This window comes from Ignavibacteria bacterium (assembly GCA_016873775.1).
Taxonomy (GTDB): Bacteria; Bacteroidota; Ignavibacteria; order UBA10030; family F1-140-MAGs086; genus JAGXRH01.
In genome coordinates this window covers 16,696-37,539 of the sequence record VGWC01000018.1, presented here as the reverse complement: position 1 = coordinate 37,539, position 20,844 = coordinate 16,696, and the positions used below count along the sequence as shown (strand labels likewise).

The 20,844-nt window shown below is 39.5% G+C and carries 16 protein-coding genes; all 16 read right to left on the bottom strand.

What is annotated here, in order from left to right; genetic code table 11:
- Nucleotides 1-962, bottom strand: a 962-nt coding sequence (locus FJ218_04350; protein ID MBM4166136.1) for an acetate kinase, incomplete at its 3' end; no start/stop codon positions are given.
- A 102-nt stretch (nucleotides 963-1,064) separates the two neighbouring features.
- Nucleotides 1,065-1,511, bottom strand: coding sequence for an IS200/IS605 family transposase (tnpA, locus tag FJ218_04345; protein ID MBM4166135.1), 447 nt, complete (start codon nucleotides 1,509-1,511; stop codon nucleotides 1,065-1,067).
- 84 nt (nucleotides 1,512-1,595) lie between these two features.
- Entirely contained in the window at nucleotides 1,596-3,056 is a 1,461-nt protein-coding gene (locus FJ218_04340; GenBank protein ID MBM4166134.1) for an aminotransferase class I/II-fold pyridoxal phosphate-dependent enzyme, read from the bottom strand.
- Between the two features lie 78 nt (nucleotides 3,057-3,134).
- Nucleotides 3,135-3,653, bottom strand: coding sequence for a hypothetical protein (locus FJ218_04335; GenBank protein ID MBM4166133.1), 519 nt, complete (start codon nucleotides 3,651-3,653; stop codon nucleotides 3,135-3,137).
- Nucleotides 3,654-3,683: 30 nt separating this feature from the next.
- Nucleotides 3,684-3,863: a hypothetical protein gene (locus tag FJ218_04330; GenBank protein ID MBM4166132.1), complete on the bottom strand. Its 180-nt coding sequence runs from the start codon at nucleotides 3,861-3,863 to the stop codon at nucleotides 3,684-3,686.
- A gap of 159 nt (nucleotides 3,864-4,022) precedes the next feature.
- On the bottom strand, nucleotides 4,023-5,072 hold the full coding sequence (locus FJ218_04325) for an Omp28-related outer membrane protein (protein MBM4166131.1): 1,050 nt from the start codon (nucleotides 5,070-5,072) through the stop codon (nucleotides 4,023-4,025).
- 314 nt (nucleotides 5,073-5,386) lie between these two features.
- Complete coding sequence (locus FJ218_04320; GenBank protein MBM4166130.1) at nucleotides 5,387-8,407, bottom strand: T9SS type A sorting domain-containing protein; 3,021 nt, start codon at nucleotides 8,405-8,407, stop codon at nucleotides 5,387-5,389.
- Nucleotides 8,408-8,493: 86 nt separating this feature from the next.
- Nucleotides 8,494-9,267, bottom strand: coding sequence for an enoyl-CoA hydratase (locus tag FJ218_04315; protein MBM4166129.1), 774 nt, complete (start codon nucleotides 9,265-9,267; stop codon nucleotides 8,494-8,496).
- Nucleotides 9,268-9,665: 398 nt separating this feature from the next.
- Entirely contained in the window at nucleotides 9,666-9,881 is a 216-nt protein-coding gene (locus FJ218_04310) for a hypothetical protein (protein MBM4166128.1), read from the bottom strand.
- A gap of 304 nt (nucleotides 9,882-10,185) precedes the next feature.
- Nucleotides 10,186-11,238, bottom strand: coding sequence for a hypothetical protein (locus tag FJ218_04305; protein ID MBM4166127.1), 1,053 nt, complete (start codon nucleotides 11,236-11,238; stop codon nucleotides 10,186-10,188).
- Complete coding sequence (locus tag FJ218_04300) at nucleotides 11,238-13,478, bottom strand: hypothetical protein (protein ID MBM4166126.1); 2,241 nt, start codon at nucleotides 13,476-13,478, stop codon at nucleotides 11,238-11,240. Before FJ218_04300 ends, FJ218_04305 begins: the two co-directional genes overlap by 1 nt.
- 87 nt (nucleotides 13,479-13,565) lie before the next feature.
- Nucleotides 13,566-15,053 (bottom strand): hypothetical protein, encoded by a 1,488-nt coding sequence (locus FJ218_04295; protein ID MBM4166125.1) that lies wholly within the window; start codon nucleotides 15,051-15,053, stop codon nucleotides 13,566-13,568.
- Entirely contained in the window at nucleotides 15,041-16,120 is a 1,080-nt protein-coding gene (locus FJ218_04290) for a cytochrome bc complex cytochrome b subunit (protein MBM4166124.1), read from the bottom strand. The genes FJ218_04295 and FJ218_04290 overlap by 13 nt, the downstream gene beginning before the upstream one ends.
- Nucleotides 16,117-16,569 (bottom strand): Rieske (2Fe-2S) protein, encoded by a 453-nt coding sequence (locus FJ218_04285; protein ID MBM4166123.1) that lies wholly within the window; start codon nucleotides 16,567-16,569, stop codon nucleotides 16,117-16,119. Before FJ218_04285 ends, FJ218_04290 begins: the two co-directional genes overlap by 4 nt.
- 135 nt (nucleotides 16,570-16,704) lie before the next feature.
- The gene (locus FJ218_04280) at nucleotides 16,705-16,956 is read right to left on the bottom strand and encodes a hypothetical protein (GenBank protein MBM4166122.1); all 252 of its coding nucleotides are present in this window, start codon (nucleotides 16,954-16,956) and stop codon (nucleotides 16,705-16,707) included.
- Between the two features lie 83 nt (nucleotides 16,957-17,039).
- A complete protein-coding gene (locus FJ218_04275; protein ID MBM4166121.1) occupies nucleotides 17,040-20,324 on the bottom strand; it encodes a protease in 3,285 nt (1,094 codons plus the stop codon).
- Between the last annotated feature and the right edge of the window lie 520 nt (nucleotides 20,325-20,844).

Below are 20,844 nucleotides of genomic sequence, written 5' to 3'. Positions count from 1 at the left end.
TTTTTCACGCGCAAACAAAACATATCAATTGCAAGCCGCGCGCGTCTATCCTGATGTTCTGTTTCTTCATCAATAAGTTCACGCATATCATTCGTCAAACCGGAAACGCCGAGCAATCCGCTTTGTTTGTTGAACATCACGCCCAACTCATCGAACGATAATCCTTCTTTGTGATGAATGAAATACGTAATTGAAGGGTCTATATCGCCGCTTCGCGTTCCCATTACAAGTCCTTCAAGCGGCGTCATTCCCATTGATGTATCAACAGAGTTTCCATTTTTAATTGCGCAAGCAGAACATCCGTTGCCGAGATGAATCGTGATGATATTTGTTTCCTCTCGCTTGATGTTCAGCAATTGACGATAGCGATATGCAACATACCGATGCGACGTTCCGTGAAATCCGTAGCGGCGAATTTTGTAACGGCGATAGAGTTGATACGGAATTGCGTAGAGATAACTTGTTTCCGGCATCGTGGAATGGAACGCCGTATCGAACACAGCGACTTGAGGAATTCCTGCTCCGAGAAGTTCACGCGCGACACGAATTCCTTTTACGTTTGCGGGATTATGCAACGGCGCAAGTTCGATGCAATCTTCAATTCCTTCAATGACGCTCTCGTCTATGAGAACGGATTTGGTAAATTTTTCCGCACCATGCACAACGCGATGACCAACGGCGTGAATATCAGCGAGCGAATTGATGTTTGCGATTTTTGACTCAGGAGAAATTATCCAGCGCAGAATAAAATCAATTGCCGCACGATGGTCGCGTAACGGTGTTGCTTGTTTTACTTTTTGCTTTCCTTCCGCTTGAAAAGTAACGAGCGATTGACTTCCGATGCGTTCTATTACTCCGCCTGCTAAACGCTTGTCGGAATTTTTATCAATCAAGTCTAAATCCGTTTCAATGATTTGAAATTTTACAGACGATGAGCCGCAGTTAAGTACGAGAATGTTCATAGAATTAAATTTGTTTTTGTGAACGTATAACCCACAATTTCAATTGTGGGAGGAGAGAAAAATATTACAAGGAAAAATCGTTTCAACGATTTTTCCGCTTGTTTATTGTTCAACATTTTTGGCTTCAAAACCATAACGCTGCAAAAATCCTTCATACTCTTCGGCAAAAGTTTTCTTTCGGTGATGTTCTTTTTGCTTGTGAATATATTTTTCTACTTGTTCAATCATTGACTCACTAATCGAAAACGCACCATAACCAATTTGCCAAGCGAATTTTTTGTTCAGAAATTTATTTTGATTTACCCAATGTGAACTTTCTCCTTTGAGATTTTTTACAAGTTCTGAAATACTTTTCTTCGCATTCTGTAAAAACAAAATGTGAACGTGGTCTTGAACGCCATTGATACAGCGAACAATACAGCCATCAGAAACCAAATTCTCTTTTATATGCTCGAATAATTGTTCTGCAAACGATTCTTCAATGAGCGGTTCTCTATCTTTCGTCGAAAAGACACAATGAACCCAAAGTTTAGTGAATGAATGTGGCATTGTTTTTTTCTCAGATTGTGAAACCGTTGAAACGGTTTCGTAAAACATAATGATTCTTTCCAGTCCCACAAATAAATTTGTGAGTTACTTTTTTATTTCAAACTCTTTCTCAATCTCTTTCGCTTTCTCTTTTAAAATCTTCAATGCAAAATCAATTGTTTGCAAATGTGTACGGAAACACAAAATTGCAACGCGTAAAACAAATTTTCCGTCAATCATTGTCGAAGAAATAAAAACTCTTCCATCTTTTTGCACTTCGTGGACAAGGCGTTTGTTGAATTCATTCGCATCGCCGCGTTTCGGAACATAGCGATACATCACGACCGATAAATCGGGATACGGTCCCACTTCAAATCCGTCGAACGTTTGAATTGTTTCCCAAAAGTACCGCGCAAGCAAAAGTTTTTCTTCAATCGCCGCGCGAAACGGAGCAACGCCAACAAATTTCAGCGGCAACCACAAACGCAATCCGCGGAAATGTTTGGTAAGTTCCGGCGATAAATCTGCGGGAGAAAGTTCGTCGTTTGCTTTCAATGTGTCTTGCAAATACGGCGGAAGATAGTGATGCGATTCAAATATTTTCGTTCTATCTTTCACGAGAATTGTTCCCAATCCGTACGGAAGAAACAAACCTTTGTGCGGGTCAATCGAAAGCGAATCAGACATTTCCATTCCGTGCAAAACTTTTTTCCCTTCGTCACATAAAATAAAAAATCCACCGTACGCCGCATCAATATGGTACCACAACTTATATTTGCCTGCGATGTCGCCGATTATTTTCAACGGGTCAACTGTTCCCGTGTTTGTTGTTCCGGCAGAAGCGATAACGAGAAATGGATTCAATCCGTTTTTTTTGTCTTCAAGAATTTGCTTTTCGAGTTCATCGCTTTTCATCCGATATTGTTCATCGAGAGGAACGTAACGCCACACACATTCATTCAATCCCGCAATGCGAATCGCTTTATCAACAGAATGATGAACTTGTTCGGAAAGATAGATAACGGATTTTTCTACATCTTTCGATTTCACATTCATCGCATCGCGCGCGGTAACAATGCCGATGAGATTTGCAATGCTTCCACCTGATGTTAAATTTCCCGCAGTGGATTTTGGATATCCGACAACTTCTGCCATCCAATCAATAAGTAAATTTTCCAAACGCACTGCACCGGGAGAACCAAAAAAAATTCCTGCATAACGATTCGTAACATCGGCGAGAAAATCACCAAGCGCGGAATAATAAATTCCACCGCCGGGAATATAGCCGAGATGTCCGCCGCTTGCAGGATTCAATCCGGGCGTGTCAACATTGGTTTTGAGAACATCAAGCGTTGCGTCGAGCGAAATTCCGTTTTCAGAAATAGGTGTCTTGTAAATGTCAATTCCTTTTTTCTCATCCATCACGTACGCGGGAAGTTCGTAAATGTTGTCGAGAAAATTTTCCGAGTACGAAAGAATTTTCTTCGTCATTTCATCGCGTTGTTGCGAGGTTGGTTCAAGATGTTTTCGCGAGATGAGTTCGAGTTGTTTAATTTTTTCGAGCATAAATTTTTTTTGAACACAGATGACACGGATGAAACTGATTTTCGCTGATTCAATCCGTGTAAATCCGTTTCATCGGTGTCATCCGTGTTCTCTTCTCAATTCTTCAATTGGTTTCAAATTTTTGATGGAAATATATTTGCACTTGTATCCGCCGCGTTCAGAAAGTTTACTTCCGAAATCTTTGAGCGGCGCGTTATCAATATCTTCCGCAGTAGCAAAACCGCAAATGTATGCTTTCGTGTTCGGCGAAATCGTATTTGCATTTCGTGAATCAACATCGAGAATAATTTGTACATAAAATTTTGGTTTGCGTTTCATCGCGTAATCTTCGCGGACAAGTAAATTCAATTTTTCACTGAATGGAAACGCGGAAGTCTTTATCTCAAAATTTTGGAAATCGGTTTTGCCTTTATTCTTTCCGACATTATTTTTCTTCCAATCACCGAAATAAAATTGCGCAAAAGCAAATTCTCCCAAATGCCCAGCGAGCGTATCAATGTTCGATGCAATCGTGCGTTTCACTTGCGTTGTTGGAACAAGCCGCAACGCTTCATCGAGCATTTCTTCGGTGATGAGAATGAAGGGATAGAATTTCATATTTCACTTTTCGACTTCGTTGCACTGTGCTCAGAGTGACGAATACGTCGTGTTGTGCCGCATCGTATCGTAGTTTTCATAATACACGTTTCCTTTACTCACAAAATGATAAGAGAATATTATATCACATATTGCAAGCATCATCAAAGATATATCCGCTATTGCGGAGTTTTCTTTCATCTTTAATTCAGTTGTTATTTTAATCGCCATTCTTTTTATTTTCTTTGGGCGAGAATATATACAAAAAATCTTGGGGTGTGGATTTCTAAAAATATTTTCTTTTCCATATTCGCCGAAAAAAAAACTGTCGAAAAAAAATCCCACGCATTGTGAAATACGTGGGATTGAATTGTAACTCGTTGCAAAAATTTACTTCATCAAAACAAATTTTCGAGTTTGTGTTGTGTTTCCCGTTGTTAAACGATAAAAATACACACCGCTGGAAAATTTTTTCCCGCTTGCATCAAATACGAGGGAGTGATTTCCGGCTTCCTGTTGCTCGTTCACTATTGTTGCGACTTCTTGTCCAAGAATATTCACGATGCGAAGCGTAACAAACGAACTAACGGGTAAATCATAAGTAATGAGTGTCGAAGGATTGAACGGGTTCGGATAATTTTGGTGAAGCAGAACTTTTTGTGGTAGCACCGTTTGTTCATTGACACCAACAACGAGTTCGTCAATGCGTTGTTTTGCGGCTTGTAACACTGCTTTTGTTTCTTTTACCTGTACAAAGACAACTATTTCGCTATTGTTCATCCCCCAATTCGAGTTCCACGTAATATTTCTTGTGAATGAAAGCGAATCGTTTAAAGCAATAGTAAATGTTTCGCCGCTTGCATTCGGATACATTTTTCGCATTACTTGTTCATGCCGCGGGTCACCGTTGGGACCAGTGTATAACAAACCATTTTCGATAACGACTGTATGCAACACCAATGTTCCGCTTGGGATTGTTGTCCCATCGTTTCGAACTTTGATAATTACTGTTCCGCTTGTTGCGTTGAATGTTCCGGAAAGTTTTATTTCAAACGGACTGAAACTGAAAAATCGCGGCTCAATCAAACCGGGCCACGAAGTGTACGACGAACCGCCATCAACATTTCCGTCAATAAACAAATGCGGCGCGTAATTGTTTGCGTAGTACGTGTTTCGTGTTTGCACATCGGAGGTGTTCGCGAGATAATACGGGTCATTTCCAGGCGAGGGCCACCACACGTGGTATTTGATAACGGCAACCTGGTCTTGTCCGCCGTAATTTGCATACCAGTTATCAAAGTATTGATTTGCGGGCGCGCACGGTGGACACGTTGTACTGGTAAAATCTTCACAAAGAACCGTACGTGGAAAACCCGCGTTAGCGTTTGTTGAAAATAACAATATGAGTAGAGTAAAAAGAAGAGTGCTGAAATTCTTCATAACAATGTTCCTTAACGATTATAGATAATGAATTGTAATTTTTTGAAAAATCAGATACCTTTGGTAAAGGTTTTATTTCAGAGATAACTGCACGTGAAAAAAACCACGTGAAAAAACGTCCACGCAGTTCAGAGTAAAATTTCGGATTGAAAATAGGAAATATTTTCTTGAAAAGGAAAACTTATTTCCTCTTACCTGAAAAACTTACCTCGGTATATTTGCCACCCTCGCATTTTTACGAATGCGTAAGCAGAGACCATTTCCCAAATTGGCTCTACGTTCACGAACTCGCGGATTCGAGAAATCCGCACACCTTACTTCAACAAAATCATTTTCTTCGTTTCAATAGAATACAACTTTCCACGTTGTATTACACTTAACCGATAGAAATACACTCCGCTTGCAAATTTACTTCCATCGAATTGAATTTCGTGTTTGCCTGCATCCATTTCTTCATTATTCAAAAGTGTTGCTACTTCTCGTCCAAGAATGTTGTAAATTTTCAACGTTGTTTGTAAGGGCAATTCATGAATTGCCCCTACGGGAATTTCAAATCGAATCGTTGTCGTCGGATTAAATGGATTGGGATAATTTTGCAACAACGAAATCGTTTGCGGAATTTCCATTTGCGATTGCAAAACGGAAACCGGAATCCATCCTAAACCGTTACAAACAATGTCATCAATATACCATCCCGAATATTCAACGTATGTATCAACACCAAATTGAAACGAGAAAATAACGTTGTCGCCAACATTAACAATGCCATTCAAATGAAATGTTGCAACTTTCCACGTTCCCGAATTTCCACTGAATGCACGCTCTCCTCCAATGGGATTTTGATACTGTGTTGAAAGTGTTGTGTCGTAATTTTCGAGAGGTGTGATGAGTACAAACGGATTTCCATTGACGGAAATTTTTACGTTACCACCGTCGTCGTAATTTTCGAGAGGTGTGATGAGTACAAACGGATTTCCATTGACGGAAATTTTTACGTTACCACCGTCGTATCTATTTTCAATGATGTACCAATGCCAAAACGAAAATGTCGCATTTGCATCTGTTACGTAAAGCGAAGGTGTGTTCAACGTTGAAAGTAAAGGACCTGTTGAGTAATTACCGTTGAGAATTGTTCCCCATACTTTTGGCGAAGAATGCGGCGAAGGCAAAGGTTGTGGAGTTCCCCATTGCCAATCGTTTGTTGAAGTAAGTTCGCCATTTGTCAAATCAAACGTAGTTGTGTAATTCGCGAAGTTCACAACAGTAAAAGAAATTTCCGTTGAAGCGTTGGGATAAAATGTTGTGTTTGTTTGCGTTGCAGAATCTGTTGCAATAATTCTGTACGAAAAAATATCGCCGACGGAAACCAACGAATCGGCTAAAGGAATTTCTAATTGGAATTCTATGGTATTGTTGAAACGCACGAGTAAAAATTCCTCCTGTTGAACGCCGTTATGTTTCCATTGAACCGAAACATTTTTTACACCAATGTTATCAGTAATGTTTGCTGTAATCACAGGAGGCCACGTAAGAAGCGATTGATTTCCAAGGCGACGATGTGAAATAACGGGAGGCATAGTATCTTCTCCAACAAAGAACTGAAAATATCCTTCCGGCGCATTAAAGGGCAAATACGTATATACGGGCGTTGCAAGCGATGCGCGTATAAAATAGCGAATGGTAACATTGTTTTCTGAAATAGGTATTACTGCTTCAAACGAATTTGTATTTCCCGTTGGTATCATCAACACAGAATCAAAATGCGGTGCAGAATTAACAGAGTAAAAAACATATTGCGATTCACTCAACGGAAAATGAGAAGAAAATGTTGCAGAAATTTTATGCTCGCGATTCGGATTTTCCGTATCTGCTAACGGAATATGTGCAATCTGAATTCGAAAATAATTGAGCGCATCATACGCATCCAAAATTCCCCATCCGTAATACTTATCGGGATTATTATACCGCGATGCGGTATTTCTCATTGCTTCACGAACTTGCATTGGCGTAAGAACAGGATTCGCAGAAAGTATCAACGCTGCAACTCCCGCTGCAAGCGGACAACTGAATGACGTTCCGCTGCTCGTTGTATATCCCGAAACATTCGATGGACTTGCTACAGCAACACTTGAACCCATCGCCATCACATCAGGTTTGATTCTTCCGTCAACTGTGGGACCAACACTGCTGAACGACGAACGCGAACCGGAAGAACCGACGGCGCCAACTGCAATAACGCTATCGCCATCGGAAGGCGCACCAAGCGTGTTATGGTTTGCGTCGTCTCCTTCATTTCCAGCAGAATTCACGACGACAATTCCTTTTGCCGCCGCCATATCTGCGCCGATTGTTATTCTGCAAGTATTTCCGTTCATACTTTGCCACGTGTAACTTGGATACGGCGCATCAAATGTAATATATCCAAGCGAAGTGGACGTAACATCAACACCGATACTATCTGCCCATTCAGCAGCAGCAATCCAGTTATCTTCTTCAATCGGAGTTTCGCTGTCGGTATTTTCTGTTTTTGCAAGAATGTACGTTGCGCTAAACGCTGGACCAAGGAGTTTTCCTTCTTTAAATCCGCCAATCGTCGAAAGTGTTTGCGTTCCGTGCGAGCCGCTTCCCATATCGTTTCCATCGCCAACATCGGGGTCATTATTCACAAAATCCCATTTCGCAATGATATTCATATTCGCAAAAACTTCGTGCGGAAGATTATTGAAACCTGCATCCATTACGCAGATAACTATTCCTTGTCCCGTTATTCCCAAATCGTGAACGGGGGGAACATTGATTTGATTCAGTTGTGTGAACGATGAACCATAATTATATGTATGTTCGTTTTTTTGCAAATGGTCACTCGGAATAATTTGTGTTGCGTTATCTTCAACGTTGTATTTCTTTTTCAATGTATACACAACATCTATGTTTTGTACGAAAGAAAACTGTGCAAATTGTTCAAGAGATGATTTTTGAACATAGCCGCTTATGCCATTAAACCACTTCGATGTATGTTTCAAACGAAAACCCAATTCCAGAAGTGGAGAAATATAATGCTCATTCACGGGCAAATCGCTGTAATCAATAAGGGAAGAAACGGGGAAAACTTTTGCGCGACGCTGAAGAGATTTTTCACTTACAACAGCAATCGGGTTCGCAAAATATCGTTCCGTTGCAATTCCTTTATCTGTAAAAAATATCCATACGAGCAGTTGTTCATCTTCTGTTGCGATGGAAAGTTTCTGTTGCAACAGAGGTGAGATTTTCTGTTCCACTTGCGAAAAGGAAGGCGAGAAAGATACAAGAAGTAAGAATAATATTGATTTCTTCATAATAAACTTTGGTTGAACCTCCGATACATTCGGCAAAAAATTACGGCAAAAGTTATGAAAATTTCATTGGGAAAACTTTTTCAACATCATCTCCCTTTCCATTCCGCTTTTCGTTTTTCAACAAATGCGTTCATTCCTTCTTTCTGGTCATCGCTCGCAAACAGCAAATAGAAATTCTTCCGTTCAAATTCCAATCCTCCCTCCATCGTCGTATCGAACGATTTCAAAATAGATTCTTTGGCAAGACAAACTGCGATTGGCGGCTTGCTTGCAATTTCTTTTGCAATGTTTTTTGCTTCTTCCAAATAATATTCTGCGGGAACAACTTTATTGATGAGTCCCCACTGCAACGCTTCGTTTGCAGAAAACATTTTTCCGGTGAGAATGATTTCCATCGCTTTTGCTTTTCCTACTGCTCGTGTTAATCGCTGCGTTCCTCCTGCTCCCGGCATTACTCCGATGTTTATTTCCGGTTGTCCGAACTTTGCCGATTCACTTGCGATAATAATATCGCACGCCATTACAAGTTCACATCCGCCGCCAAGTGCAAATCCGCTGACTGCTGCGATGATGGGTTTTTTCACTTTTCGAATTTTATCCCATCGCGCAAATTGGTCGCGAGTCAACATTTCCATCGCCGATGCTTCTGCCATTTCTTTTATATCTGCTCCCGCAGCAAATGCTTTCTCGTTTCCCGTGAGAATTATTGCGCGGACTTCGTCATCCTTGTCGAGCAATTCAAGCGCATCAACAAGTTCCTGCATCAGTTTGATATTGAGAGCGTTTAACACTTCTGCGCGCTGAAATTGAATAATAGCGTAGGAATGTTCTTTCGTAACGGAAATGGTTGTGTAGTGCATAGAGGAATAAGTTTCAGAAACGTAGAGAATTTGAGATTGAAGATTGGATGAATTGTTGTTGAAAATTTCTTGTGTGAAATATAGAAAGAAATTGAGTAAGAAATTGGAAAAACAAAAAAGCGATTTCGTTGTATAGAAATCACTTTTCACTTTTGGTTATTGCTTTTTACTTAAAGAAAGAAATCATTATCTATAAAGATTTTGAAAAGTATAATACGCTAAATAACATAGATGTAACAAAAAAACCCACGTTCAATAACGTGGGTTTTTTTTGATGAAGAGATTATTTTATTTCATCATTAACATCTTTTTCGAGACAGAAAATGTTCCTGATTCCAATCGGTAAATATACACGCCGCTTGAAACATGTAATCCGATATCATCTTTTCCGAGCCACGTTACTTCGTATTTTCCGGCGTCATAATATTCGGATAGTTTTGCTTTAAGGCAAATTCTTTCGGTAATTCTATTCCGTTATTAATTCCTAACAGCAAAATTGATACACGCGACAAATCGCCGTTATTGATTGCTTCTACTTTAATTGCGGCTTTTTGTGAATACGCTGCTGTTGTAGAAAAAAATATTGCAATGATGAATAAAACGAATTGCTTCATAAAAATATTCTCCGAAAATTGTAATAAAAATTTTCTATTGTGAGATATTAACTACGTTCCTCACTAACACAATTTTCGTGCCATATTATTTTTAAAAAAAAAATAACAGTTTTTTTTCACTTCAATTTGAAATTATTCAAAAAAACTGTTTTTTATTCATTTGACCTTTTTGTCAAATTTTTATGCGTTTGCTGCTCTTTTCACGTGTGAAAAATATCTGCCGAATTTCTTTACAGCATTGAGAATATTTTTACTTCTAACGCAATAAATCTCATTATCATATAGTAAGTTTTAACTTTGCTTTTTATTTATTCACATAGTAAAAAGTCAATCGTGCAACAATATCTGAATCTTTTTTTGCGTTTACCGAACTTTTTTCTGAAAACGAATTTATCCAAATATTCGGCATTATATGAACGTTAGGAATCGGCATATAATCGAATCCGAGTGTAACGAATGTTTCGTTGAATCCCGCAATATCTGTTTCTGTGTTCGGATTATACGTATCAAAGCGAAAAAACGTATTGCAATGTTCAGTTTTTGGCAATGGCGCCCATGCAAAAAATGATATTCCGAACGGTTTTATATCGCCTCCGGCTGCAATTGATTTTCGTTGCGTTTGTTGTACCAATTCTAATCCTGCGGAGGCAATGGAAGATTGATACGCACAAAATATTCTTCTCGTCGTTTTATGAAGTTGATGCTCATTCGGTTCAAAGTCAAAATATCCTTCGACAATAAAATCGTTGAACGGTTTTGCGCTCAAAGAAAAATAATACTTTTTGTATTTATTGTTTTCCGGCTTTTGTCCCGTTCCGTTTCCAAACATTACTGCATAATGAAACATTCCTTCACCATCAAGTTTTCCTTTTACTGAAATCCCCAAATCGGAACCAATGCCCAATCCTCGATAATCAATAATTGATTTTTCAATGGAACGATAATTCCAAATTTTCTCCGTAGTACTCCACGTCGGCGTTGGCACTAATCCGATGTATAAACTTCCTTCGGGAATCAATTTTTTCCATTCAAGAAACGATGTTTTGACGAACACACTCATTTTTCCGCCGATGAGAGTTTTATCATTTCCTTCAACAAGTATTTGAGAAGAAAACGTTTCGTTGAATATATAATCATAATACAAATACATTCTGCGCAATTGAAACGCCTGCTCCGTTTTTTTCGCACCTGAATACTGTGAAACGGAAACTCCGGTTAACGCCGCAGTTCCTTTTACCTTGTAAAAATAATCTCCGAAAAGGTATCCGGAAATTGTTCCGCCGGTTTTTATTTCCTGCGAAATGCTAACAGGAGAACAACAAAGAACAAGCAAGTAAAAAAATGCAAGATATTTCATCACGAACTTCCTTTTTCTTTTCCATTTCTTCTCCACGCAATAAATGTTCCCGCAAGAAGAAGAACAACGCCCGTCCATAAAACCATCATCAACGGTTTTGTGTTCACTTCAAGAAACAACGTTTGCTCTATTCCAGCATTACGATGTTCATCAAAACCGTGTAAACCGAGAACAACTTTTTTTTGCTCGACACTCATTCGTTCAAGCGATAGTTGAGGATGCGCAGCACCTTTTGCTGGAAACTGAATTGCCGGTAATTCTGCTGGAAGAGATTTCTGTTCTCCACGTTCGTTTATCGAAATGCGCGGGATAAGTTCATACTCTTTCCCTTGCGATAGAACTTTTAAGAGCGCACCAACATTCATCATTCCTGGTTCCGTATGTTGCCCCGTTTCAAAGCGTACGAATTTAATGAGATATCCTCCCAATTGCAACGAATCGCCTTTCGCAAGTTCAAACGTTGGATACGAATGTTCGGCGCTATGCGATTGAAGTTCCAACGGAGAAATGTATAAATCCGTCAAGGGAAATATTTTTATGCTCGGTTCACGCATCGTCGCTTGATTGTATTCGCTGAAATATAATTTGGGCGTTGCAAGAAACGTTGTTTTCCCGTCCGAAACTTCCAAATTCACTTTTGGTTTCAGCGAGTTTTGTTCCGAAATTCCCTTAAAAGTAAATTGAAATCCTAATGCGCTTTTTGTTTCATTTTCATGTAAGGAAAATTGCACTTTCTCATCATAATTTCCCGAACCGATGATTCCAAGAAACATCAGCGCTATACCAATATGAGAAATTGGTCCTCCTAAATTCATCCATCCACTTCGATATTGACGAAACATAATTATAGCATTGCTTATCAATGCAAAAACAGAAAGCGCAACAAACAATAATAACAATGCAGAAGTAACTCCCGCAACGTACGCGATAACCGTTGCAAGCGCAGTAAGCATAAGCGGCAACGAATATTTTTTCAAAAACTGCAATCGTTCTTCTGACCAACTAAGAAACGGTGTTAATCCGAGAAGCAACGCAATGACAAGCGCAACCGGAAAATTCACTTTATTGTAAAATGATGGTTCCACTTGCGATGCATTTCCGACAAGTTTTGTTAATATCGGCGACGACATTCCGACAAACGTGAATAATGCTCCCGCGCAAATAATGACAATACTCAACAACAATGCAACTTCGCGATTGAAATTAGATGTGTCAATTTTCGGCGACTGAATTTCCCGAAACCGTTTGAAAAATAATCCAACTCCCAGAAGAATACTTGCAAACATTCCACCAATCAAATAATTGTTTATTCCCAAATCTACAAACGAATGAACGGAAAAATCCGCAAGTACGCCGCTACGCGTAAGGAACGTTGCATATAAAACAAGAATAAACGTAATGATGGCAAGAAAGATATTCGTACGCGCAAGGGAATTTTTTGCTTTCTGAACAACAAAACCGTGTACCAATGCAAGCAACGTCATCCATGGAACAAGCGACGAATTTTCGACCGGATCCCATCCCCAATATCCTCCCCAACCAAGCACTTCGTACGCCCAAAAGCCGCCGATAATAATTCCTGCTCCAAGTGCAAGTGTTGCAAAAAGTGTCCACGAAAAACCAAGCGAATTCCACTGTTCATAATTTTTTCTAAGTAAAGCGGATATAGCAAACGCAAACGGAAAAATTGTTGCCGCATACCCAAGAAACAAAATCGGAGGATGTATTGCCATCCATGGGTCTTGCAACAACGGATTCATTCCTTTTCCATCGGAAAGTATTTCACTTGAAACTTCAAACGGACTTTTTACGAGCATAATGAGATAGAGAAATGCGAGGAATCCGCTTACAACCGACAAGGCAAAGTTATCACTGTTTTCTTTTTGAAGAATAACAATTCCCATTAAACTCACGAAGAGCGCCCAAAGAAGAAAAGTTCCTTCTTGTCCCGCCCAAAATGCAGAAATCAAATAGATAAACGGTTGCGACAACGAACTATATTGTACCGCGTATGCGTATTGAAATTGATGAGATACTAAAATATACAGCAACGTTGCTGATGCGGCGACGACTGCTCCAACGTTTGTCCAAAATAATCGAATGGCAATAGTTGAAGAGAACAACGAATTTCTTTTTTTGCTTTGAGGCGCAAACATTTTTTTGCCATCAAAGAAAAAAAGAATTGTTGCGATAAGTGAAGAAAAAAACGCGACGAAGATTGTGAGTTGACCGAAGTTCATATAAATAAATATTGTTGTAAAAAATAAAAATGGAGTTCACATTATTTGAAACAAGCAAACTCCATTGTGATGAAAAAAACATTGGTTTTATGGTAACGAAGTTTCGTTAGTTTGTTGTTGCTTTTCAATACGGCGGATATAAAAAAACAACGAAACAGCAACAATCGTAATAATAAATGTCGAAATTCCCAATCCCCAGCGACGATAATAAAATTCATCCACCGCAGTGGCGGCTTCACTGTGAACAAATTCAGCAACGTCAAATCCTCGCTGTGATACCTCAAGAAATTTTTCTTCGTTGAATGAATGAATCATCGTACGCGATTCCATTCGCGCCTGATGCGCTTCGCGAAGTTTGAACTTTGCTTCGGAAATTTCCATACCTTTTTGTTCTGCGTCTTCCACAAGTCGTATTGCTTCGCTCAAAACGTATTCCAAACTATCAATGAGTGAACGAAATGTTTTTGCCGTTGCATATCCTTTCGGAAATTTATCTTGCTGATGACATTTGATGCATACTGCTCCTTCATTAACGCCAAGAAGTTTATCCGTTGCATCTACCACACCGTGATTTCCGTGACACGTTTCACATTCGGGAAAGTTGCGTTCATCGTATGCTTTTTTGTGTGGACTTTCGGAAAACAATTCTGCGTTCAATGCATGACAACTTCCGCACACTTTGGAAATAGAAGAAATTCCCGGCGGAGTTGCTCCGTGATTTCCGTGACAATCATTACACGCGGGCGCGCCAAAATCTTTTTTTTGCAACAATGCAACTCCGTGAATACTCTTCGCAAATTCCGAAAACTGATTAGTCGGAATATTATATTCTTTCATATACTCTGCATTCGAGTGACACGTTGAGCAGGTTTGCGGTAAATTCGTAGGGTACACGCGCGAGCGAACATCGTTAGCATTCTGAATATCGTGGCTTCCGTGACAACTTGCACATTCAGCAACGTTTGCATCGCCCTTTGCATTTTTTTCTCCGTGAATACTTGTCCGATATTTTTCCAATTGGTCAACGGCAAGCGAAGGATTGTACGTTTTCATATATGCTACATCGGCGTGGCATTGCGTACACGTTTTTACAACATTCAACGGATACACGGGCGATGCAGAATTTTTTACGGAAACAATTCCATGCGAATTATGACACGTTATACATTGTACGATATGTTCTTTTCCCGATGTTGCGATTTTTCCGTGAACACTACTTTCCAACTTTTCCAGTTGATTGCGAGGCAACTGCGATTGATATTTTGAAACCATTACTTCGTTCGAATGACATTTTGCGCACGCTTCGGAAATTGCATCTCCTTTTGGAACGCCAAGAAATCCCGCGTTTGTATTCATCGCTTGTTCCATATCTTCCGCGTGAGCGTTTCCTCCGTGACAACCGGCGCACGAAATTCCGTTTTGAAAATGAACATCGTGCGCAAACAATTCCGATGGTTTATCTCCTAACGATTGATGACATTCGAAACATTTATCCTTTTCTTTCGCCGCAACCAATGAAACGCAAACAAGAAACGGCAAGAATTTTTTCAACAAATTTTTCTTCATACTAACCATCCGATGATTGTAAAAACAATAATATATATCACTGCAAACAACCCAAAATAATTAACAAATCGGTTTCGTTCTCCGCGCGAACTTTTTTTATCCCAAAACGGAACAAGCATCCAGAGCAATCCTGCAATTCCAAAGAGAAGTATTCCCAGAACTTCGCCATCAATAAACCAAATTTGCGCGGGAATATATTTGAGCGTTTGAAACATAAAAAGAAAATACCATTCTGGTTTTATTCCTGCAGGCGCAGGAGCAAACGCATCTGCTTTCTTTCCCAATTCCCACGGAAAAAATACCGCAAGTATCGCAAGAATATTTAATACGATAAGCCATAACAATAAATCGCGCAGAATGAAATTCGGAAAGAATGGCATTGTTTTTCGCTCGTTGTTTTTTTCTACGGAATGTTCCAGTGGTTCACTCATTCCCTGTCGCTGAACAAGAAGCAAATGAATGGCGAGCAACACCGTGAATATGCCAGGGAAAATTGCAACATGAAATCCGAAAAGTCGTGTCAGTGTTGCGCCTGTTACGTCTTCTCCTCCGCGTAGAAAAATCATGATGGATTTTCCAACAACGGGAACAACACCTGCGATATCGGTTCCTACTTTCGTTGCAAAGAATGCAAGTTCGTTCCAAGGTAGTAAATATCCGCTGAATCCAAATGCGAAAGCGAGAAACAACATCAACATTCCTGTAAGCCACGTTATTTCACGCGGTTTGCGATATGCTTTTCCGAAGTAGACGCTGAACATATGTATAAACGCCGCAAGAATAAATAAATTTGCCGCCCAACTATGAACCGAACGAATCAGCCACCCGAATTGCACTTTCGACATTATGAACTGAATGCTTTCAAATGCAAGTTCTTCGCCGCTTTTATAATACAACAAAAGAAGTATTCCGGTGAACACTTGGATGATGAAGAGAAACAACGAAACACCGCCGAAATAGTACCATATAGTATGACTATGAACGGGAACATATTTTTTCCCCATAAAATGAATAACGTCTTCAAGGTGAACGCGCTCATCTATCCACGAGTATATTTTTTTCAGAAGTGTTTTCATACTTTTTTTGAAACAAAAATTTCTTCGTTTTTAATGACGACACGATATTCTTCCAATGGTTTGGGTGGAGGTCCCGAGATATTTCTTCCGTTCAAATCATATTTTCCGTTATGGCACGCGCACCAAATAACTCCGAATTCTTTTTTGTATTGCACGGTGCAGTCGAGATGTGTGCACGTTGCGTTAAATGCGTGAACATCACCGCTTGCCGTTCGCACAACAATGACCGGTTTATTTCCGAATCGAATCAGTTGCCCGCTTTCTTTTTCCATATCACTGAGTTTTCCGACTTTCACGCTTTTCACTTCTACTTCGCGTTGCTTCGGCGGTTTGAGATATGATAATATCGGATACGTTATGGATGCGAACCACGCAAAGAGTCCGCCGCCTAAAATGTATTTTAGAAAATCACGTTTTGTTTGTGGCTGTGAAACTTTCGAATTGCTCATTTATCAACATAGTTTTTTATGTGGGCTAAAAAAAACGGGAAAAAGTTATTGAATTTCTCTCGAAGGAAAAACAAAAAAGCGAAACCGTAGGGAATCGCCTTTCACGAGTTGCATATTGTTCAAACTTTTTTTGAATTAGTTCTTTCGTTTCAGTTTCAATTGTTCAGCGTCGGCTAAATCGCTTAATCGTCCAACACTGTGTTTGTTTTTGATGAGATTATCTCTGTCAATGACGTTGATTTTTATTCCATCAACTTCGATTACGATTTTTGAATTGTAACAAGTCTCAAAATTGACTCCTACTAATTCCATTAGAATATCAATGCGATTAGGTTCAATACCGAGTTGAATAATATTATTCCGGTCTAAAAAATCGTACTGATTCATTTTGATAACAATTTTTGCCACGAATTACACAAATTTTCACGAATGAATTTTTGTGTTAATTCGTGCAATTCGTGGCTAAAAAACTACTTACTCTTATCCGGATACTTTGGCGGTTTCGCGAGTTCGTGCGGTTTGGTTTTCAATTCTTCGAGAATGACTTTGATTGCTTCGTTGAGTTGTTCATCTTCACCTGCAAATTCATTCGCTGGGTCATTATCTACAACAATATCGGGGTCAACGCCGTAACCTTCCATTATCCATTCTTTGCCGTCGATATCGTAGCGGGAAAATTCCGGCTTGTTCAAAAATCCTCCATCGAGTAATGGAAGTGTTCCTCGAATTCCCACAACTCCTCCCCACGAGCGTTTGCCAATCAGTTTTCCTAATTTATATTTTTTGAAACGATAAGGAAAAATATCTCCATCGCTTGCAGAAAATTCATCGAGCAAACATACTTTCGGTCCATATTGCATTCCGTCGGGATTCACAGATGGAACAGTGTTGCGCGCAATATCAATCATCGCAAGTTCACGTTTGAGCCGCTCGGTAATTTGCGCAGAAACATTTCCTCCGCCATTTCCTCTATCGTCAATTATCAATGCTTGCTTTGTAAGTTGCGGATAATAATATTTTACAAACTGATTCAATCCGTTCGTTCCCATATCGGGAATGTGAATGTAACCGACTTTTCCGTTCGTCGCTTTGGAAACTTTCTCGATGTTCGTACTTACCCAATCGTAATAATACAAACCTTTTTCATCGCCAATCGGAATAACCACCGTTTCGTGCGCACCTTCTTCGCTTGCTTTTGAATTCACTTTCAGCGTAACTTGTTTTCCGACAGTGTTCACCAACGAAGCATAAATGTCATTCATCTCGTTTGTTTGTTTTCCATTCACTGCAATAATGAAATCGCCTTCGTTCACTTTCACGCCGATTTCTGTTAACGGAGAACGAACATTCGTTTCCCAGTTTTGTCCTTTGAAAATTTTCTTGATGCGATAATATTTCGAAGAAGCATCGCGTTCCAACTTAGCGCCAAGCAATCCGGTTTTGATGCGTTCCGGTTTTGCGTATTCACCACCACCGACGTATGTATGTCCTGCATTAATTTCGCCAATCATTTCTCCGATGATGTACGTTAAATCCATTCTGTTGTTCACGGATTTTACGAGCGGCGCATAATTCTCACGAAAGTGTTTCCAATCAACGCCGTGCATATTCGGGTCGAAAAAGAAATCACGCATTTGCCGCCAACATTCATTGTAGATTTGATTCCATTCTGCTTGCTTATCGAGCGTAACTTTCATATCGGAAAGATTGAGTTTGTCTTTCATTTCAATTTTTGAAGAAGGCAAATCAATAATCGCAAACGAACCATCCGCACTGACAAGCATTTTCTTTCCATCGGCAGAAATTTCATAACCACCGAAATCGCCGAGTTCGGTTTCTTTTTGTTTTTCTAAATCATAAAGAAATAATTTTGCTTTTTCATCTTTACTTCCATTGCGATTGTAAAATACTTTTCCTTCGAGCGCAGTAATGTTTCCGTAGTTCGCCGCAGAAATTGGAAGAACAGCAATGCGTTCTTTCAAACCATTCGCATCAACTTTCACTTCAACTTTTTTCTTGTCGTCCTTTTTCTCATCCTTCTTTTTGTCGTCAGATTTTTCATCTTTCTTTGTTTCATCGGATTTTATTTTCACCTCATCGCTCTTCGGTTCAAACGGTGATTTTGTGTCTTTCGATAATGTTAGGAAATAAATTTTTTGCATATCGAAATACGCATAGTTGAATTCCGTGTTGCTCGAAATCGGATTGAAACTTCTATCGGACGTGAAGATTAAATATTTTCCGTCGCTGCTGAATGTTGGATTCGATGAAGAAAACCAACCATCCGTTGCTTCCATCGTTTCTTTGGAATCGAGCGAATACAAATAAATTTTTGTGAGTACGTCAACTTCCGGTTTTGCATACGTAATCCATTTGCTATCCGGCGACCAATTGTAATCGGAAATTTCAAACGCTTCAGCTTTTGCAACTTCGGTAATATTTTTCGATTCGATATCAACATAATACAATTTCTGTTTTCTATCTGCCCACATAATTTTTTTGCTATCCGGCGACCACGTGATTTGATATTTGTAATTATCACCGTTTGTTGTAATGCGTTTCGGTTCGGAATTTCCATCTTGTGCTTCAATCCAAATTTCGTCTTCGCCGCTCGCGTCGGAAATGTAGGCAATCCATTTTCCATCAGGCGACCATTTTGAACTTCGCTCGTGAACACCGGGAGTTTGTGTAAGGTTTCTCGTGTTGCCGTATTTTACTGGAACGGTGAACACATCGCCGCGCGCGCCAAACAATGCACGATTTCCATCGGGAGAAATCTCATAATTCGTAGTACTCTTTGAAACGTCAATCAATTTGCTTCTTCCGTTTGCAAAATCTTCTTCAATCGTAATCGCAATTTTTTCCGATTTGTCTGTCGCTAAATCCAAACGATAAATGTAGCCGCCGTTTTCAAACACGATCGCATTATCACCAAGCGAAGGAAATTTCACATCGTAATATTTGAAGTCGGTAACTTTCTTTGTTTGCTCTGTTGCAACGTCGTAACAAAATAAATTCAATCTTCCATCACGGTCGGAGTTGTAGTAAATTTTATTTCCGTTTGTCCACATCGGCATATAATCTTGCGCGTTATTGTCGGTTATTTTTTCCGTCTTTTTTGTGTTGAAATCATAAGTTGAAATTTCATCTGCTTGTCCGCCGCGATATCGTTTCCACGTTCGGAACTCGCGGAAAATTCTGTTGTATGCCATTTTCTTTTTGTCAGGAGAAAACGAACACCAACCACCGCGCGGAAGCGGAAGTTGTTCGGGGCTTCCTCCGTCAGTGCTTGCGTAAAATAACTGGCCTTTCCAATCATTGAAAGAAATCATTCGTGAGCGATAAACAACTGTTTTATCGTCACGCCACGTCATTACAATATTATTGGGTCCCATTCTATCGGAAACATCGTCACGGTCAAGTGTTGCTGTGTATGTGAGCCGCTTTGGAACTCCGCCATCGCTCGACATCAAATACACTTCCGTATTGCCGTCGTATTGTCCTGTAAAGGCAAGCCATTTTCCATCCGGAGAAAATTTCGCGAACATTTCGTAACCGACATCGTTAGTAAGTTTTCGCGCAATGCCGCCTTTTGTATCGACCGTGTACAAATCTCCTGCATACGAAAACACAATTTGATTTCCGTGAATTGCGGGAAAGCGAAAGAGTCGGTCAATAGTTTCTTTCTGTTGGGAAAATGAAAATGCTGATAAAAATAAAATGAGAGAGAGAAGTTTGAGTTTCATTATTTTAATTAGTTGGTTTGAAGATTCGTTCGCTATAAAAAAGCGGCGATAAAATACGAAAGGATAGGAGAATGTTCAACGTGGGATGGAAATAAAAAAGCGAAGCCAAAGAATAATATTCAACAACCAGCGTAAATCATATTATCTTTTTTATCAATAAGTGAAATACAATTTCCTGTTTTTTCATTGCATCGAGTTATAAAAATTCGCAACAAAAAGTGATGTAAGGTTTACTTTAAAAATGAATTGAGTTATGAAGCATTTGAACGAAGCAGCATTGAAACAAAAAAGTTTTAAGAAAAGTTTATTCTACAATTTGAGTTCCCGTTCTCAAAGATGAAAACAGATTGAACAATTTGAACGAACAATTGTGCTCCTGAAATTCAAAAGTAAATTTCCATTTCAAACGAAGTGAGAAATCTACTCTGAAATTTTGCAAGATTTTAGAAGATTTCTCGTCGCTTCGCACCTCGAAATGACACACTCTATACTTTTTGTAAAGACTTCATATATATTCTGAATTTGTTTT